Below are 16642 nucleotides of genomic sequence, written 5' to 3'. Positions count from 1 at the left end.
TCACACCAGCCTGTGCAGTCGGTCGGCGGCGACCAGCAGGACGTCCCACACGCCGCTGAACGGTGGGGCGTACGCGAGGTCCGCGTCGAAGAGGTCCTGCGCGGTGGCCCGCTCGCCCAGCAGGGCCGCGACGACGTCCACCCGCTTGACGCTGAGGTGGTTCTCGCCGACCAGCTGCGCGCCCAGCAGGCGGCCCGATCCCTTCTCGGCGGTCAGGCGGACGTGGATGGGGCGGCTGGTGCGGTGGTACCCGGCGTGGTCGGTGCTGCTGACGTCCACACTGACGGCGTTCAGGCCCACGGCCTCGGCGTCGGTCTGTGTGAGGCCGGTGCGGGCCACGCCCAGGTCGAACGCCTTGAAGATGCCGGTGCCGACCACGCCGGGGAAGCGCGCCTCACCGCCCGCCATGTTCACCCCGGCGATACGGCCCATGCGGTTCGCGGTGAGGCCCAGCGGAATGTGCACGCGGCGGCGCGTGACGCGGTGCACGCTCTCGGTGTTGTCCCCGGCGCTGAACACGCCCGGAACGCTGGTTTCCTGCCGGGCGTTCACGGCGACCGCACCGGTTTTCCCCAGCCGCGCGCCCGCCGCCTTCGCCAGCCCCACGTTCGGTTTCACGCCGACCGCCACGACGACCAGATCGGCCCGCACGAGGCCCTGGTCGGTCTGCACGCCACTCACGCGGCCCTTGCCGGTCAGGCCCTGCACGGTCACGCCGCAGCGGACGTCCACACCGTTGCGTTCCAGTTCGGCGCGCACGCGGCGCTGATGTTCGGGGTCCAGCATGCGCCCGGCGACTTCCGGCCCCTTCTCCAGCAGCACGACGCTCAGGCCGCGTGAGCGCAGCGCCTCGGCCAGTTCCAGTCCGATATACCCGCCGCCCACGATGCAGGCCCGCTTCGCGTCCCGCACGCTGGCGTCCAGCGCCTCGCCGTCCGGGATGTCGCGCAGGACGTGCACGCCGCCCAGGGGCGTGACCGCCCAGTCGGGCCGCACAGGGGAGACCCCGGTCGCGATGAGCAGCCGGTCGTACGGTTCCGTGCAGGACTGCCCGGTGGCGCGGTCGGTCACGGTGACGGTCGCGGCCCCCGAGTCCACGCCAGTCACGTCGTGCTGCAACCTCACCCCGATGCCCCGCCCGCGCATCTGCTCGGGCGTGCGCGCGATCAGCCGCTCGAAGGACTCGACCTCCCCGCCGATCACGTAAGGCAGGCCGCACGCGCCGTAACTGATCTGTTCTCCCCGCTCGAACACCACGATCTGCGCGTCCGGATTGAAACGCCGCGCCCGACTGGCCGCGCTCATTCCGGCCGCCACGCCGCCCACGATCACGATTCGCATGCCCGCAGCCTAGCCGCTGCCCGCCCATCAGCCGTATCGGCGGCCTTTATGCGGGCCAGTGGGTTGGCGGCAGGGCAGTGCAGATGGGGGAGAGGGGCGCACCCGCCTGCACCCCCTCCCCGCCAGCAGCCGTCTGCCATCATCCGTCTGCCGCTTATACGGATTCCGTCTGTTTCGTTCACAACCCGGAACGACACCGGGTTGCCAACTCCACGCCCGGAACCCATTTCTCTTCTGCTCGCTCTGCGGCGCAGCTCTCCGAGTCCGCTCGGGTTGAAAGTTTTTGCAAACCTTTCAACCGGAGTCCGTCTTACCGTCCGAAGCTCTGCACCCAGTACGTGGCGAAGACCGTGTCGGGCGTGCCGTTGCCCATCGCGGCGCCGAATTCGCGCCACTCGGGGTTCATGAGGGTCCGGCAGTGGCCGGGGCTGTCGAGCAGGCTCTGGAGGGCGTCCTCGGGCGTGACCGAGTCGTACGCGGCGTTCTCGCCGACCGCGTCGCTGGGGTACCCGGCGGCCTGCGCGCGGCTTTCGGGGGTGCTGCCGGTCTCGGGGTTGATGTGCCCGCGGAAGTTCAGGCGAATCATGTCACTGACGTGGCCCTGTGCGGCCACGCCCAGCTGGTCGTTCCAGGTCAGTGGCGGGGCGCTGTGGAACAGCTGGTCGCCGCAGCGTTGCCCCTGGCGGCGGGCCTCGTTGGTCAGGTCCATGAAGCGCAGCAGCCACGCGCGGGGGTCGTCCGCGACGATCTGCGCGGGCTGCATGGCGACCAGTGCGGCGCGGCCGTCCTGCACGGCGACGCCGTAGCGGGTGAAGCCGACGCGGTAGGCGCACTGGTTCGCCATGGCCTTCAGGACGGCCGGGGCGCGCCCCAGTTTCGGCAGGATGAACTGGTTGGCGCGCCGGTGGCGCAATTTTGCGGCCCGCAGTTCACTGCTCAGCTCAAAACCCCGAGCGACGCGGGCCGCGACGGCGTCCAGGGCCGGGTCGCGGTGTGCCGTCTGCCCGCAGCTCAGGAAGTCCGCCTGCACGAGCAGGGCGAAGAGGTCGGCGCTGTCGACCATGGCGTTCGCGTCCACTGCCTGCCCGCCGGGGAGGGTCAGGGGGTTCGGGAGGGTCGTGGGCAGCTTGGGTTGCCCGACCGGGACGCTGGGCGTCTGGACCGGCGGGGCGGTCGGCGGGGTCGGCAGTGGGGTGGACAGCGGGGCGCCGGTCTGGGCATATGCACCTGCCGCGAGGGTCAGGCCGGTCAGGAGGGTCAGGAGGGGACGGGTCATGACCTCATTTCATCAAGAAATCCCAACATTGTCCTCACAGTCTGCCCATTCAACGTGGTGTTTCTCACGCAGTGCTGCACAGGGGCGCCGCGCCCGCCCGGCACCCCGCCTAAGATGCAGGGCATGAGCGACGCTGCCCGTCCGGACTTCACGCCCCTGAACCGCGAACGCCTGATCGCCCCCGGTCCCGTCGAGGTCGCGCCGAACGTCCTGGCGGAACTGGCGCAGCCGCAGATGCACCACCGCGCGCAGGCCGGGATCGCCAAGCTGATGGAAGCCCGCGAGAAACTCACGCGGCTGCTGGGCGACCCCTACGACGCCGTCATCACCACCAGCAGCGGCACCGGCGCGTTCGAGGGCGCGCTGGTCAGCACCACGCCCGGCGGCGCGAAGGTCGTGAACGCCCAGGCCGGGAAGTTCAGCGAACGCTGGGGCGAGATGGCCCGCCGCTTCGGGTACGACACCACCCTCGTATCGAAACCCTGGGGTGAGGTCCTCGACCCGCAGGAGGTCGCCGACGCCTCGCGCGACGCGCACACGCTGCTCATCACGCACAGCGAGACGAGCACTGGCGCCCTGCACGACCTCGAAGCCATCGCGCGGGCCGCGAAGGCGCAGAACCCGGACCTGATCATCATTGCCGACGGCATCACCTCCTACGGCGTGGCGGAACTACGCCCCGCCGCGTGGGGCGTGGACGTCATCGTGTCCGGCAGCCAGAAGGGCACCGCCACGCCCCCCGGACTGGGCTTCGTGCTGTTCAGCCCTGAAGTCCAGGCCCGCATGATCCAGAACCCGGAACGCGGCTTCTACCTCGACATGACCCGCGAACTGGCCGGGCAGAAGGCCGGGAACACCCCGCAGACCCCGGCCATCAACCTGATCTACGCCCTGAGCACGGCCCTGGACCGCCTGCTGAGCGTGCCCTTGGAGGTCCTGTGGGCCGAGCAGCGCCGCAAGACCGACGCGCTGATCGCCGCCGGGACCGCGCTGGGCGCCCCCGCGTGGGCGCCGCGCACCAGCCCCGCGGTGGCCGTTCTCACGCCGCCCGCCGGGATCACCGGACGGCAGGTGGCCGCCCAGCTGGCCGCGATGGGCCAGCGCGCCCTGCCGGGCCAGGCGCCGCACGAGGACACGGTGTTCCGCGTGAGCACCATGGGCTACGCGGACCGCTACGACGCGCTGGCGATCGCCGGGATTCTGGAGGACGCCTTCAGTGCGCTGGGCGTGCCGTTCGAGCGTGGCGCGGCGGTGCAGGCCGCCTGGAACGCGCTGAAGCCAGGCTGACAGGGAGGGGGGAGAGGGGCGGTCCGGAGGCGGGCCGCCTCTGCCGTTGTCTGCCTGTTGAGGACGTCATCAATGGTGCGTTCACTGTTCAGGCACCAGAAGGGACGGGCATGGAAAACGTCTTCTATGACGCCTTTCCTGCTCACCCCCTCCCAGCCTCCCCCCTCAAGGGGGAGGGGGAAATACGGCGTGTTCATCGTTGGTCTGCCCTGAAGTGATGAACCTGTCCGCACCACTGGTCATACGGGATTCAGGTGATTTCAGGTCCTTCGGAGTCGCCCGGTGGCCACCTCACCCTTCCGTCGCTTCACTCCACTGCTGCGCAGCTTTTCGAGTCCCTCAGGGGGAGAGGGGACAGTGGAACGAGAGCACGTTGCAGGCCAGTCAATGGAATCCCGTATCAGATAGGCCGAATGGACGACCCTTCGAAAGATGTGGGGCACTTCACCTTCCTGACTGTAAGACTGTTTCACACTTCGAACCATGTTGCCCCCGGAACAGCCACCCCCCGAGTCAGATCACCCGAACCGCAGCCCCGAGCACGTCCAGGCCGCCGAAGCCTTCGGCAAGACCATGAAACGCCTGCACCGTCTGATCAGCAGCCGCGTCATGCGGGGCATGCAGGACGAACTGCTCGAGTGGGACCTGAGCTTCTCGCAGATCACCGCCATGCACCAGCTGCGCGCCCGCGCGCCCATGACCGTCACGCAGCTCAGCGAACTGACCCGCCTGAGCGTCCCGGCCGCCAGTCACCTCGTCGAACGCCTCGTGAAACGGGGACTGGCGCAGCGGACCGAGAACCCCGAGAACCGCCGCGAGAAACTCGTGGACCTCACCGACGCCGGACGCGACATCGTCGGCCGCATGGACAGCGAATTCGTCAGGGCGTACGTCACTGCCTTCCAGGGCCTGCAACTGGACACCGTCCAGGCCGCCACCCACCACCTCCAGCGCGTGCTGGACGAACTCGAACCCATCTACTCCTGCCAGGAGCACCCATGAGCGCACACACCGCCGAACCCGAAGGGCGTATCGACTACGCCAAGACCCTCGACATGCCCACCAAACGCCTGATCCTCTTCGGCGTGCTGCTGGGTCTGTTCCTCAGCGCGCTGGACCAGACCATCGTGTCCACCGCCCTGCCGCGCATCACCCAGGAACTCAACGGCCTGAGCCTGTACTCCTGGGTCACCACCGCGTACCTGCTGACGAACACCGCGCTCGTGCCCATCTACGGAAAACTGTCCGACCTGTACGGCCGCAAACCCATCCTGATGATCGGCATCGTGATCTTCCTGATCGGCAGCGCCCTGTGCGGCCTGGCCGGTGAACCCTTCCTGGGCAACCTGTTCGGCGGCGGCATGATGCAGCTCGTCGTGTTCCGCGGCCTGCAGGGCGTCGGCGCCGCCGCGCTCGGCTCGGTAGCGTTCGCGATCATCGCCGACCTGTTCGAACCCGTCGACCGTCCCCGCTACCAGGGCCTGTTCGGCGCCGTGTTCGGCCTGAGCAGCGTCATCGGGCCGCTGCTGGGCGGCTTCCTGACCGACCAGGTGTCGTGGCGCTGGGTGTTCTACGTGAACCTGCCCATCGGCCTGATCGCCCTGGCGTTCATCGCCAGCAAGATGCCCCGCCTCGCCAGCGGCCTGAAAGCCCGCGTGGACTGGCTGGGCGCTTTCCTGATCCTGGTGTTCGCCGTGCCGCTGCTGCTGGCCCTCACCTGGGGCGCCGACGGCAACTACGCCTGGACCAGCCCGCAGATCCTGGGCCTGTTCGGCCTGAGCGCCGCCAGCCTCGTCGCGTTCCTGTTCGTCGAGAGCCGCCACGAGAGCCCCATCCTGCCCCTGACGCTGTTCAAGAACCCCACGTTCGCCTGGGGCGCCCTGGCGCGCTTCATGATCGGCGCCGGGTTCCTGGGCGCGATCCTGTTCCTCAGCCTGTACCTCGTGCAGGTGCAGGGCGTCAGCGCCACCGCCGCCGGGACCGCCACCATCCCCCTGACCGTCGGCCTGATCATCGGCGCGATCGGCAGCGGCCAGATCGCCAGCCGCATGGGCCGATACAAGCCCCTGATGCTGATCGGCCTGATCACCGCCGGACTGGGCTTCTTCGCGCTGAGCACCCTGAACGCCGACAGCAGCTATGGCAGCGTCGTGTTCCGCATGGTGCTGCTGGGCCTGGGCCTCGGCCCCGCCCTGCCGCTGTACACCACCGCCCTGCAGCTGGCCGTCAAGCCCTGGGAGATCGGCGTGGCGACCAGCGCCGGGCAGTTCTTCCAGCAGATGGGCAGCACCATCGGCACCGCCATCTTCGGCGCGATCCTGACCGCCGGGGTGAGCGGCAACCTCGCCACGCAGTTCGCCGCGCAGGCCGCCAGCAATCAGGGCACCGTCGCCACGACCCTCCAGAAGATCAGTGACGACATCAGGAGCGGCAACGCACCCACCGGTGACCGCAACGCCACCCCCGAGAACCCCGAGGACGTCAAGGCTCGCTTCGCCGCACTGCGCGAGAACCTCACGAAAGCCATCCAGACCGGCGACCAGCAGGCCCTGACGGCCGTGAAGAACGACCCGTTCATCAGGACGCTGCCTGCACCCGCGCAGGCGCAGTTCACGAACATTCCCGCAGGTGGCGTGCCCGCCCCGGCCCGCGCACAGGCCCTCAGCGGCGCCCTGAGCGGCGTGAACGACGGCGAGAAGATCACACTCGCCAGCGCCCGCGCCGCCAAGGTCGCCTTCGCGGACACCATCAGCTCCATCTACCGCTACTCGATCCTCGTCGCTGCGCTGGCCTTCCTGGCGACGCTGATGATGCCGAACCTGGAAATTCCCCGCCGCGCCAAGGGCGAACGCGCCCAGCCCGCCCACGTCGAGATCTGACCATTCCCCATATGCAATCGCCCCGGCCGGAGTGGTCGGGGCGATTCAGGTCTGGGGGGCCGGCGACGATCAGCGGACGGGCGGATCACCGGCGGGCGGGTCGCGGCGCTTGGTGCTCGTCACGCCCGCCAGAATGCCGATGCCCAGCAGCACGACCGCGCCGATCAGGGTGTAGGACTGCGGCCACGCGAAGGCGTTCCCGGCGATGAACAGTGCCACGATCAGCACGATGATCCCGATCATGTAGATTCCGAAGTTCGACATATGTTCCTCCTGAGGGGCGGACACCGCTCCCGCTTGAATGACCCCAGTGTAGGAATGTGTGTCTGACGCTGCCGAAATGAAAGGTTCAGCCGCTCTTGACGGTGAATTCACATGGTCTTGAGGTGACCCTGAGGTCGGCGGCGCTACCCTGGGCGGCATGACCCGCCCCCTGTACCACGACAGCACCCGGATGACCTTCACCGGCACCGTCACGCACGCGCACGGCCACGAGGTCGCGCTGGACGCCACCGCCCTGTACCCGGACGCCGGTGGGCAGGCGGCCGACACGGGCACGCTCCGCTGGGACGGCGGTGAGGCTCACGTGACCGGCAGCCGCCGTGACAAGGCGACCGGGCTGATCTGGCACACGCTGGACGGCATGCTCCCGCCGGTCGGGCGGGCCGTGCAGGGCGAGGTGGACCGGGATCGCCGCTGGCGGCACATGCAGCGCCACAGCGCCGAGCACCTGCTCGCCCAGGCGTTCGTGCAGGTGAACCCGGTGTTCGAGGTGGTGGCCGTGAACATGAACGCTCCGGAGTGCACCATCGACCTGAGTGGTGAACCGGCCGAGTCGCACGTCCGCGCCGCCGAGGCGCTGCTGCGCGAGACGCTGGGCCGCGACGAACTGACCCTGGACACCCCGGTCGTGCCCGAGGCCGACCTGCACGGGTACCCCCTGCGGCGCGAATCGAAGGTGCGGGGCGACACGCGGCTGGTCATCTACCGCCGCGCGGACGGCACGCCGTTCGACGTGAGCGCCTGCGGCGGCACGCACGTCCCGCGCGCGAGCATGGCCGCCCCGGTCGTGATCCTGCGCACCGAACGCATCAAGGGCGGCGTGACCCGCGTGACCTTCATGGCAGGCGAGGAGGCCGCCGAGTACCTGGGCAGCGTGTACGCCGACGCGCGGCGCCTCGCCCAGGGGTTCAGCGTGCCGGTCGAGCGGCTGCCGGAACGCGTGGACGCCCTGACCGCCGAGCGGGCCGCGCTGGCCGCGCAACTGGACGCCCTGCATGCCACGCACGCCCGCACGCTACGGGACGCCGCCCCCACCGAGACGCACGGTGAGGTGACCCTGCGCGTCATCACCCTGAGTGACCCGGCCGGACTCCAGGCGGCGCTGACCGATCTTCCGCCCGGCGAGGTCGTCGTGGCGGTCACCGACGCGGGCCGCGTGGGCATCGGCAGCGCGCAGCCCACCGTGAACGCCGGGACCCTGCTACGCGCCGCGCTGACCGCCAGCGGCGGCAAGGGCGGCGGGCGCCCGGACCTCGCGCAGGGCAGCACCCCCGACGTCCCCGCTTTCACGCGGGCCGTCCGCGAGACCCTGATTGTCCCGGCCTGACCGTCCCCGCCTGACGCGCGGGCGTGGAACTGTCCCGTCAACTGTCCCGCCCGGTTCCTACAGTGCAGGCATGACCCGAACCCGGCGCGCGCACCTGACGGCCCTGAACCTCACCACCCTGGCCCTCCTGCTGAGTGCAGGCACGGCAGGCGCGGCCAGCCTGACCGTCGCCGCCTCGTACAGGCTGAGCGGCGCGACCGGCCAGGACGCCGCGTGGTTCCAGAACGGCCAGCGGTTCGCGGTGGCGACCGACAACACCGTCAACATCGCGTCCGCCGCCCAGCCCGACCGGGTTCTGATGACCCTTCGCGGTCCCAGCGAACCGGTCACGCACGTGGACGTCAGCCCGGCCGGGGACCTCCTTACCGCGATCAGCGACGGGGTGGCGTACGCCTGGAGCCTCAGTGACGGGCGGCTGCTGAACACCTTCGAGGACCTGAACGTCACCTCCGCGCAGTTCCGCGCGGACGGACAGGTGATCCTGGTCGCTGAGGGCCTGCGCGACACCACCGTCCTCTGGAACCCAGGGAAGGATCAGGTCCTCAACCTCGAAAGTCCCTTCCTGAACCTCGTCACATCCCCCGATGGAAAGCGGGCCATGGTGGCGGACGGGAAGGGCAACGTGACCCTGTGGGACCCGGTCGCCTGGAAGGCCGTGGGGCAGCCGCTGCCCTGCAAGACCCTGTACGCCCTGGCTATCGCCCCGGACGGCAGCGTGGGGGCGGCCAGCTGCGACGGCAGGAAGGGGCTGATCCTGAAGCCCGGCGCGAACCGCACCCTGACCCTGCACGGCGAGCGCGCCTCGCTGGCCTTCGCGTCCCCTGGCGTCCTGTACGCGAAGGCGGAGAACAAACTGCAACGCTGGAACCTGCAGTCCGGTCAGGGTGACGCGCCCACCAGTCACTACAGCGGGGAGGTGCTGCGCATCTCACCCGACGGGCAGAACGTGATCTTCCTGGCGCAGGATGTTCCCGCCCGGATCGCCCCCCTCGCCAGGCCCCTGGCTGCGCGGGAACTGCTGTACCCGGCCAGTCACGCGAGCGACAGCGGTTTCCTGAACGGCACGCCCGTCGCCGCGAGCGCCAGCGTCGGCTACCGCCTGTCCGCCACGCCGCAGGTCATCACGGAGGACGAGACGTGGCTGCGGTCCATCGCGTCCGCCGCCGGGCAGGGCTTCGGCGTGCTGGAAGACGAACTGAACTTCGAGCCGTACCTCGCGCTGCTGGGCGAGCAGGGCTTCGACACCACGGACGACCTGTACGAGATCGACCTGAGCGACGCGGAACTGATCACCGCCAGCCCGGACGGCACACTGGTCATCGTGAACTCCGGCTCGTACGCCGAACTGTTCGATGCCACCGGGAAGAAAGTCTTCGGCCTGTCCGTCGAGGCGCTGGAGGACCTGGACATCGACCCGGACGACACGTTCCTGGACGTCGCGGTCAGCGCCGGGGGCAGGGTGCTGGCCCTCATCACGGAGCAGGGGCACGCCCTGCGGATCGACACCACCGAGCGGGAACTCATCAGTCAGGCGCAGTTCCCCGAGGACACCACCCCCAAGTTGCTGGCGAGCGCCGCCGACGGCACCCTGGCCGTCAGTGTCCGCCGGGGCGGCAAGAACCAGATCTGGCTGTTCAGGGACGAGGACACCACCCCCTACAAGCAGGTCACCCTGGGCGGCTGGATCGAGGACCTCGCGTTCAGCCCCGACGGCACCCACCTCGCCGTGAACGCGTCCGGGGACCTGCCGCACGTCATTGTGCTGCGCGTCAGCGACGGTCAGGAGGTCGCGCGCAGCCCGAAACTGTCCATGTACGACGGCGGGCTCACCTGGAACGCCGCCGGAACTCAACTCCTCGTCGGGCGCGGTCAGCTCGGCACGGACAGCGCCGCCACCCTCCTGACCTTCCAACGCTGAGCATGGGGACATTCACAGCCGCGCCGGAACTTGATAGGCTCAGGGGTCATGAGTATTCACCTGAACGCTGAACCCGGCCAGATCGCCGAAACCGTCCTCCTCCCGGGCGACCCCCTGCGCGCCAAGCACATCGCCGAGACGTTCCTGACCGACCCCGTCCTGCACAACACCGTGCGCGGCATGCACGGCTACACCGGCACGTACAAGGGCAAGCGCGTCAGCGTGCAGGGCACCGGCATGGGCATCGCCAGCTCCATGATCTACGTCAGCGAACTGATCACCCAGTACGGCTGCAAGAATCTGATCCGCGTCGGCACGGCCGGCAGCTACCAGGCGGACGTGCACGTGCGCGACATCGTCTTGGCGCAGGCCGCGTGCACGGACAGCAACATCAACAACATCCGTTTCGGCGCGAAGAACTTCGCCCCCATCGCCGACTTCGACCTGCTGATGCGCGCCTACCAGATCGCCCGCGAACGCGGCCACGCCACGCACGTCGGCAACATCATGAGCAGCGACACCTTCTACCACGACGACTTCGACCAGTACAAAATCTGGGCGGACTTCGGCGTGCTGGCCGTCGAGATGGAAGCCGCCGGGCTGTACACCCTGGCCGCCAAGCACGGCGTGAAGGCCCTGACTGTCCTTACCATCAGTGACCACCTCGTCACCCGCGAGGAAACTACCGCTGAGGAACGCCAGCTGACCTTCAACGCCATGATCGAGATCGCCCTCGACGCCGCGCTCGGCGAGTAATACCAACTCCGGTTGAAAGGTTTGCAAAATCTTTCAACCCGAGCGGATGCGAGAAGGAGCAAAGCGGGTTCCGGACGTGGAGCTGGCAATCCGGTGAGGTCACGGATTGTCAGCGAAACAAACGGAATTCGCCTAAATGTACACAGACAACGGGGCGTGCGCCGGGGTTGATCCTCCGGCGCACGCCCCCATTTCGGTGAAGGTCAGTTCACGCGGACGCTGTTCGTCAGGGTGCGGACCACGGCCTCGTTCTTCGCGTAGTCCTTCAGGTTCCCGGCGATGGTCACGACCAGCATGCGGCCCCCGGCGCTGGTGACGAGCAGTTCGCGGCGCAGTTCGTCGCCCTGGCTGGGGGTGGTGAAGATGAACTGCGCCCAGGGCGTGCCGCTGACCTGCAGCAGGTTCGCCTTGAGGGTCTTCACGTTGGGCACCTGCGCGCGGATGACGCTGGGGAACTGCTCGACGAGTTTGCCGACCTCGGTCCTGTTCAGTTTGCTGGCGCGCCATTCGAACGCGACGCTGACCTTGCGGTCCTCGGTCATGAAGACGGCGTCGGGGCGCCCGGCGGCGCTGGGGAACGCGGTGCGGATTCCGGCGGCACTCAGGGTCAGGAGTTTGGCGTTCGGTTCGACGGTCACCGGCACGCTGCCCAGCTTCACGGGCACCGCGCTGGCGGCGCCCAGGGTCAGGGCGGCGAGCGTCAGGAGAAGGGAGCGGGGCTTCATGTCAGTGCCACCCTAGCGTGAGAGGTGAGAACGCTCGTGAACCGAGCATGAGGACTGTGCGATTCGCATCAATCTCACGTCAGCCCAGCCCATCTGCCCGGAGGGCGAAGGTCGCGGCCCGCGCGCCGATCATCATGCTCGTCGCGTTCGTGTTCGCATGGATGATGCGCGGCATGACGCTCGCGTCCCCCACCCACAGACCCCGCACGTCCCGTACCGCCAGTTCACGGCTCACCACGGCGTCCTCCCCGTCGCCCAGGGCCGCCGTGCCGACCGGGTGGTACAGGGTCGCGCACTCGCGCGCCACGTGCTGGCGCAGCGCCGCGTCACTGCGGTGCCCCTCGCCCGGCAGGACCTCCGCGCCGCGCAGCTCGGACAGGGGAGGGGTCGCGGCGATCTCGCGCGCCTGCCGCACGCCCGCCACGAGACTCTGCACGTCCCGCTCGTCCGTCAGGTACCCCGGATCGATCACGGGCGCCGCCAGCGGGTCGCGCGACGCCAGGCTCAGGCGGCCCCGGCTGTGCACGTCCACCAGCACCGGCCCCACCGAGAAATGATTGCCCGGCTCGGTCCGGAACCCGTGATCCCGGAAGTACGCCGGACCGAAATGGAACTGGATGTCCGGATCGTCCTGGCTGCTCAGGCCCGGTGGGGCGTGCGTGAACGCGCAGGCCTCCGCGACATTGCTGCTCAGCGGCCCGCTGCGGTTCCACAGGTACCGCGCCAGCGCCTCGCCCTGCGGCACCCGGTCCAGACTCGTGATCCGCGATCGGCTGATCACCGGCACCGCGAGGTGATCCTGCAGGCCACCACCCACGCCCTCCAGTGCCACGCGGACCGGGATGCCGTGCCGGTCCAGTTCCGCGCGCGGTCCGATCCCCGACAGCATCAGCAGTTGCGGCGTCTGCACCGCGCCCGCCGTGAGGATCACCCCGCCCGCCGGGGCGTCCAGCGTCCGGCCCCGCCAGCGCAGCCGCACACCCGCCGCACGGTTCCCGTCCCACAGCAGTTCCAGCACGTGCGCGCCGGTCAGGACCGTCAGGTTCGGGTGGTCCAGCACCGGCTTCAGGAACGCCCGGAACGCACTGAAGCGCTCGCCGCCCAGGTGATTGCTCTCGAACAGACCGGCGCCGTCCAGCACGCCATCATTGAAGGTCTCCACGACCGGCACGCCCAGCCCCACCGCCGCCGCCTTCACGAACGCATGACTCAGCTCATGGGACGCGCCGCGCGCCCCGGCAGGCATCGGGCCGTCCACGCCGCGCAATTCGGACGCCGGACCCCGATACGACTCCAGCGCGCGGAACTCCGGCAGCACGTCCTCCCAGGTCCAGCCGTCGCCCCAGCTGTCGAAATCCCGCCGCGAGCCTCGAATCCAGATGGTCGCGTTGATCGCACTGCTGCCACCCAGCACCTTCCCGCGTGGCCAGTAGAACGACCGACCCGCCGCGCGCGGCTGCGGCACCGTCGTCAGGTTCCAGTCCACCGACGTGCGGAACAGCTTGTTGAATGCACCCGGCGCGCGGATCAGCGGGTGAGAGTCCGGTCCGCCCGCCTCCAGCAGCAGCACCCGCGTGCCCGCGTCCAGCAGCCGCCGCGCCGCCACACACCCGCCCGAACCGGCCCCCACCACGATGAAATCCACGCGCCCCTGCCCTGCGTCCCCGCTTGTCATGTGCCCCGAGTATAGACGCCCACCCCGCGCGCCCTCCCGGTCCGGGCAGACCGCCCGGTACACTCCCGTACATGAGCCTCACCTTTCCCACCGGTTTCACCGCCGCCGCCATGGCCGCCGGGATCAAACCCAGCGGCAAGACCGACCTGAGCGGCGTCACCAGCAGCACTGACTGCACCTGGGCGTTCGCGGGGACGCGCAGCACCACCGCCGCCGCGTGCGTCACCCGCAACCGCGACCTGTACGCGCAGGGCGCCCCCATCCGCGCGCTGCTCGTGAACGCCGGGAACGCCAACGCCGCCACCGGCACCCGCGGCGCCCATGACAACGCCGACATGGCCGACGCGTTCGGCAGCGTCCTGAACGTCCAGCCCGAAGCGGTCCTGACCGCCAGCACCGGCATCATCGGGCACCTGCTGCCCATGGATAAGGTCCTCAGCGGCATCGAGCACCTGCCCGACGAACTCGACAGCGGCGCGGACGCCTTCGCCAGCGCCATCATGACCACCGACACCCGACCCAAGACCGCGTCAGCCACCCTGAGCAGCGGGGCGCGCATCGTCGGCACCGCCAAGGGCAGCGGCATGATCCACCCCGACATGGCGACCATGTTCGCCTTCGCGTTCACCGACGCAGAAATCGATCAGGCCGCGCTGCGCGACGCGTTCCCCGCCATCGTGAACCGCACCTTCAACGCCGTCACCGTCGACGGCGACACCAGCACCAACGACATGGCCGTCGTCCTGTGCAACGGCCAGGCCGGACCCGCCGACCTCACCGAATTCCTGGCCGCCCTTGAGGGCGTCATGCGTGACCTCGCCCGGCAGATCGCCGCCGACGGCGAAGGCGCCACCAAACTCCTGACCGTGCAGGTCAGCGGCGCCCGCACCGAAGCCGAGGCCCTCGCCGCCGCCCGCACCTGCTGCGTCAGCCCCCTCCTGAAAAGCGCCGTGCACGGCAACGACCCCAACTGGGGCCGCGTCATCATGGCCGTCGGCCGCAGCGGCGCCGGCGTGAACATCGAGAAACTCCGCGTCACTGTGCAGGACCACCCGGTCTTCCAGGGCAAACCCCTCCCGTACGACGACGCGCAGGTCAGCGCCAGCATGAAAGCCGAGGAGGTCGTCTTCACCATCGACCTCGGCGTCGGCGACGCGCGCGGCGAGGCCTGGGGCTGCGACCTCAGCGCCGAATACGTCAGCATCAACGCCGACTACACGACCTGATTGGGCTGGCGGTGTGCGGGGGGCGGGACGTGGTGCCTGCCCCCCGCGTCATTCCGCCGATCTGGACAGCGCGTCGAACCGGGAAAGGTGCCGCTGCGTGCGCTCGATCCACGTTTTCAGGACACGTGGCGTCGCGGTGAACGGCAGGGCGGTGAACGTCAGCACGGTCAGCGCCGCGCCCTCCAGCGCCGCCGCCTGCACCTTGTGGTGCCCATCCACGATCACGTTCACGGCCAGGGTCAGGTTCGACAGCAGTGTCCCCTCCCATTGACTGTTGCTGTCCCGCTCCTCGATCACCTGCAGGCAGACCGCCGTGGGGCGCGCCCCGGCCCGGAACTGCTCACGGTAGAACGCCACCCTCCGGGCCTCCAGTGACTCTGTCTCCTGTGTGGGCAGCAGGACCGAGACGCCTGCCTCCTCGCCCGGTACCTGCCGACCACCCGTGTACGAGATCACGCCCGGTTCCCGCCAGCCCGGCGCGCGGTAGGACAGGGCCGGTGGTGCCTTGGGCACGTCCGCTCCGGGCCAGGAGCCCTGCTGACGATCGCCCGGCCAGTACCGCTCCCGCTCGTGCGTCATGTAGTCCAGCGGGCCGCCCGGCACCACCACCGACGGGCGGGTCGTGACCAGACCCGCCACGTACCACCCCGGCGGGAGGAGCGACGCCAGCCGCGTGACAGTCGCCCCATCGAGCGCCTGCAGGCCGCCCGCCAGAGCGTCCTGCAGGCCATCCACTCCCGCCAGGGAAGGACGCCGAGTCAGGGGCAGCACGTGAAACAGCGCGGGCAGCGTGGCCGACCCCATCCCGATCAGCGCCGCCACCCGCCCTTGAACGCGAAGCGCGGCGCCGGAGTATCCCCGACCCTCCCAGCGCAGCGGCACCTGATCCGCCGCCTGCCCCGCCGCGACCAGCGCGAAGGGAACACGCCCCACCTGACCCTTCACCCACGCGGGATCAGGCGTGACCGCCGACCTGTCCAGCATCGGCGCCAGCGGCGCCCGCGTGTGTGGGTCGGACGTGGTGAACCACAGCGGCGTCTCGGTCATGCCGCTCAATCTGACACCGGCGTCCCGTCCAACTCCCCTCATGTGCCACTCGCGCTGCTCAGCATTCCTTACCGATTGCCCCGCCCGACCGGCGGTGGAGGGTAGGGTGCGGACATGAGTGCCGAATCTCCCCTTCGCCCGGCTGCCTCCCGTTCGGCGCTGGCGCGTCCGCTGGACTTCACGTACCTGTCAAACCGCGTGGCGGCGCTGGGACTGCTGGGGACGGTGGCGCTGGCCCGCCTGCGCGGGCGGGGCTGGGCGGACGCGGTGGGTGCAGGGGGCGCGGCGTTCCTGGCGTGGGCGACCGCGCGGGAACTCGACCCGGACCACCCGGCGACGGCGAACGCGGCGCTGCCCGTGGCGGCAGTGGCCGGACTGGTCAGCCGGGGCGGAGGGCTGGCGCCGCTGTTGCCCGCGGTGGCGGTGCTGTCCGGCCTGCGGGGAATCGCGGGGACGACGGGGGAGACCCTGACCCGCACCGACCACCTGGGTCTGCTGGCGCAGTCGCTCGCGGCGGCGGGGACGGGCGGCACGGTGGGGGCGCTGGTGGCCGGTGCGGCGCCCCTCCTGACCGGAGGCGGGCGGAGCGTGACCCCATTGATGGGTGCGCTGCTGCCCCCGCTGGGCCCCGCGAGCGGCGGGTCGTGGACGGGCGCACTGCTGTCGGCGGCCGCCCTGCCGCTGGCCCGTGACCTGACCGCGCCGGAACCCGTGCAGAGCGCCTGCGACCGCGCCCCGCGCGCCGTGCGGGCCGAGGAGGTGCGCCGCGCCCGGCAGGTCGCCACGCTGGCCCTGGCCGCCGGGCTGCTCACGCGGCAATCGCGGGGGCTCCTTCCACTGGCTGCCGCGTGCCTGACCGTCGCCGCCCGCCGCGCCGGGGCGAACCTCAAGAACACCTGAAGC

Annotated in this window: 14 protein-coding genes; 8 read left to right on the top strand and 6 right to left on the bottom strand. The window is 70.0% G+C overall.

Annotation, left to right across the window (positions count from 1 at the left end; all coding sequences use genetic code 11):
* On the bottom strand, positions 1 to 1341 hold the full coding sequence (locus EXW95_RS04525; RefSeq protein ID WP_174366455.1) for an FAD-dependent oxidoreductase: 1341 nt from the start codon (positions 1339 to 1341) through the stop codon (positions 1 to 3).
* Between the two features lie 310 nt (positions 1342 to 1651).
* Complete coding sequence (locus EXW95_RS04520; protein WP_174366454.1) at positions 1652 to 2617, bottom strand: CAP domain-containing protein; 966 nt, start codon at positions 2615 to 2617, stop codon at positions 1652 to 1654.
* 123 nt (positions 2618 to 2740) lie between these two features.
* Here EXW95_RS04520 and EXW95_RS04515 point away from each other — a divergent pair, with 123 nt between their 5' ends.
* From EXW95_RS04515 to EXW95_RS04505, 3 genes are all read left to right on the top strand, one after another.
* Positions 2741 to 3904 (top strand): aminotransferase class V-fold PLP-dependent enzyme, encoded by a 1164-nt coding sequence (locus EXW95_RS04515; protein ID WP_174366453.1) that lies wholly within the window; start codon positions 2741 to 2743, stop codon positions 3902 to 3904.
* A 483-nt stretch (positions 3905 to 4387) separates the two neighbouring features.
* Positions 4388 to 4906 (top strand): MarR family winged helix-turn-helix transcriptional regulator, encoded by a 519-nt coding sequence (locus tag EXW95_RS04510; RefSeq protein ID WP_174366452.1) that lies wholly within the window; start codon positions 4388 to 4390, stop codon positions 4904 to 4906.
* On the top strand, positions 4903 to 6783 hold the full coding sequence (locus EXW95_RS04505) for an MDR family MFS transporter (RefSeq protein WP_174366451.1): 1881 nt from the start codon (positions 4903 to 4905) through the stop codon (positions 6781 to 6783). Before EXW95_RS04510 ends, EXW95_RS04505 begins: the two co-directional genes overlap by 4 nt.
* A 69-nt stretch (positions 6784 to 6852) precedes the next feature.
* On the opposite strand, the gene EXW95_RS04500 is transcribed toward EXW95_RS04505, so the two are convergent.
* Positions 6853 to 7047 (bottom strand): hypothetical protein, encoded by a 195-nt coding sequence (locus tag EXW95_RS04500; RefSeq protein WP_046842771.1) that lies wholly within the window; start codon positions 7045 to 7047, stop codon positions 6853 to 6855.
* 157 nt (positions 7048 to 7204) lie between these two features.
* Here EXW95_RS04500 and EXW95_RS04495 point away from each other — a divergent pair, with 157 nt between their 5' ends.
* From EXW95_RS04495 to deoD, 3 genes are all read left to right on the top strand, one after another.
* A complete protein-coding gene (locus EXW95_RS04495) occupies positions 7205 to 8392 on the top strand; it encodes a DHHA1 domain-containing protein (RefSeq protein ID WP_174366450.1) in 1188 nt (395 codons plus the stop codon).
* A 70-nt stretch (positions 8393 to 8462) separates the two neighbouring features.
* Positions 8463 to 10310, top strand: coding sequence for a hypothetical protein (locus tag EXW95_RS04490; protein WP_174366449.1), 1848 nt, complete (start codon positions 8463 to 8465; stop codon positions 10308 to 10310).
* Positions 10311 to 10358: 48 nt separating this feature from the next.
* Entirely contained in the window at positions 10359 to 11066 is a 708-nt protein-coding gene (gene deoD, locus EXW95_RS04485; RefSeq protein ID WP_046844650.1) for a purine-nucleoside phosphorylase, read from the top strand.
* Positions 11067 to 11269: 203 nt separating this feature from the next.
* On the opposite strand, the gene EXW95_RS04480 is transcribed toward deoD, so the two are convergent.
* On the bottom strand, positions 11270 to 11791 hold the full coding sequence (locus EXW95_RS04480) for a hypothetical protein (protein ID WP_174366448.1): 522 nt from the start codon (positions 11789 to 11791) through the stop codon (positions 11270 to 11272).
* Between the two features lie 79 nt (positions 11792 to 11870).
* On the bottom strand, positions 11871 to 13466 hold the full coding sequence (locus EXW95_RS04475; RefSeq protein WP_174366447.1) for a GMC family oxidoreductase: 1596 nt from the start codon (positions 13464 to 13466) through the stop codon (positions 11871 to 11873).
* Between the two features lie 71 nt (positions 13467 to 13537).
* On the opposite strand from EXW95_RS04475, the gene argJ reads away from it, so the two are divergent.
* Entirely contained in the window at positions 13538 to 14692 is a 1155-nt protein-coding gene (gene argJ / locus EXW95_RS04470) for a bifunctional glutamate N-acetyltransferase/amino-acid acetyltransferase ArgJ (RefSeq protein ID WP_174366446.1), read from the top strand.
* A gap of 48 nt (positions 14693 to 14740) precedes the next feature.
* Here the strand turns inward: argJ and EXW95_RS04465 are convergent, their stop codons facing one another.
* Entirely contained in the window at positions 14741 to 15739 is a 999-nt protein-coding gene (locus EXW95_RS04465; protein ID WP_174366445.1) for a hypothetical protein, read from the bottom strand.
* 114 nt (positions 15740 to 15853) lie between these two features.
* On the opposite strand from EXW95_RS04465, the gene EXW95_RS04460 reads away from it, so the two are divergent.
* On the top strand, positions 15854 to 16639 hold the full coding sequence (locus EXW95_RS04460; protein ID WP_174366444.1) for a hypothetical protein: 786 nt from the start codon (positions 15854 to 15856) through the stop codon (positions 16637 to 16639).
* Positions 16640 to 16642: the final 3 nt, after the last annotated feature.

It is taken from the genome of Deinococcus sp. JMULE3 (genome assembly GCF_013337115.1).
Lineage (GTDB): Bacteria > Deinococcota > Deinococci > Deinococcales > Deinococcaceae > Deinococcus.
The sequence above is the reverse complement of the archived record's forward strand: the minus strand, read 5'-3'. Positions and strand labels throughout refer to the sequence as shown.

What these genes read in the sequence shown, in the direction of transcription:
- EXW95_RS04490 (WP_174366449.1), top strand. Translation starts at nt 8,463, where the DNA reads ATGACCCGAACCCGGCGCGCGCACCTGACGGCCCTGAACCTCACCACC.
- argJ (WP_174366446.1), top strand. Translation starts at nt 13,538, where the DNA reads ATGAGCCTCACCTTTCCCACCGGTTTCACCGCCGCCGCCATGGCCGCC.
- EXW95_RS04480 (WP_174366448.1), bottom strand. Translation starts at nt 11,791, where the DNA reads ATGAAGCCCCGCTCCCTTCTCCTGACGCTCGCCGCCCTGACCCTGGGC.
- EXW95_RS04465 (WP_174366445.1), bottom strand. Translation starts at nt 15,739, where the DNA reads ATGACCGAGACGCCGCTGTGGTTCACCACGTCCGACCCACACACGCGG.
- EXW95_RS04520 (WP_174366454.1), bottom strand. Translation starts at nt 2,617, where the DNA reads ATGACCCGTCCCCTCCTGACCCTCCTGACCGGCCTGACCCTCGCGGCA.
- EXW95_RS04515 (WP_174366453.1), top strand. Translation starts at nt 2,741, where the DNA reads ATGAGCGACGCTGCCCGTCCGGACTTCACGCCCCTGAACCGCGAACGC.
- EXW95_RS04475 (WP_174366447.1), bottom strand. Translation starts at nt 13,466, where the DNA reads ATGACAAGCGGGGACGCAGGGCAGGGGCGCGTGGATTTCATCGTGGTG.
- deoD (WP_046844650.1), top strand. Translation starts at nt 10,359, where the DNA reads ATGAGTATTCACCTGAACGCTGAACCCGGCCAGATCGCCGAAACCGTC.
- EXW95_RS04505 (WP_174366451.1), top strand. Translation starts at nt 4,903, where the DNA reads ATGAGCGCACACACCGCCGAACCCGAAGGGCGTATCGACTACGCCAAG.
- EXW95_RS04460 (WP_174366444.1), top strand. Translation starts at nt 15,854, where the DNA reads ATGAGTGCCGAATCTCCCCTTCGCCCGGCTGCCTCCCGTTCGGCGCTG.
- EXW95_RS04510 (WP_174366452.1), top strand. Translation starts at nt 4,388, where the DNA reads ATGTTGCCCCCGGAACAGCCACCCCCCGAGTCAGATCACCCGAACCGC.
- EXW95_RS04500 (WP_046842771.1), bottom strand. Translation starts at nt 7,047, where the DNA reads ATGTCGAACTTCGGAATCTACATGATCGGGATCATCGTGCTGATCGTG.
- EXW95_RS04495 (WP_174366450.1), top strand. Translation starts at nt 7,205, where the DNA reads ATGACCCGCCCCCTGTACCACGACAGCACCCGGATGACCTTCACCGGC.
- EXW95_RS04525 (WP_174366455.1), bottom strand. Translation starts at nt 1,341, where the DNA reads ATGCGAATCGTGATCGTGGGCGGCGTGGCGGCCGGAATGAGCGCGGCC.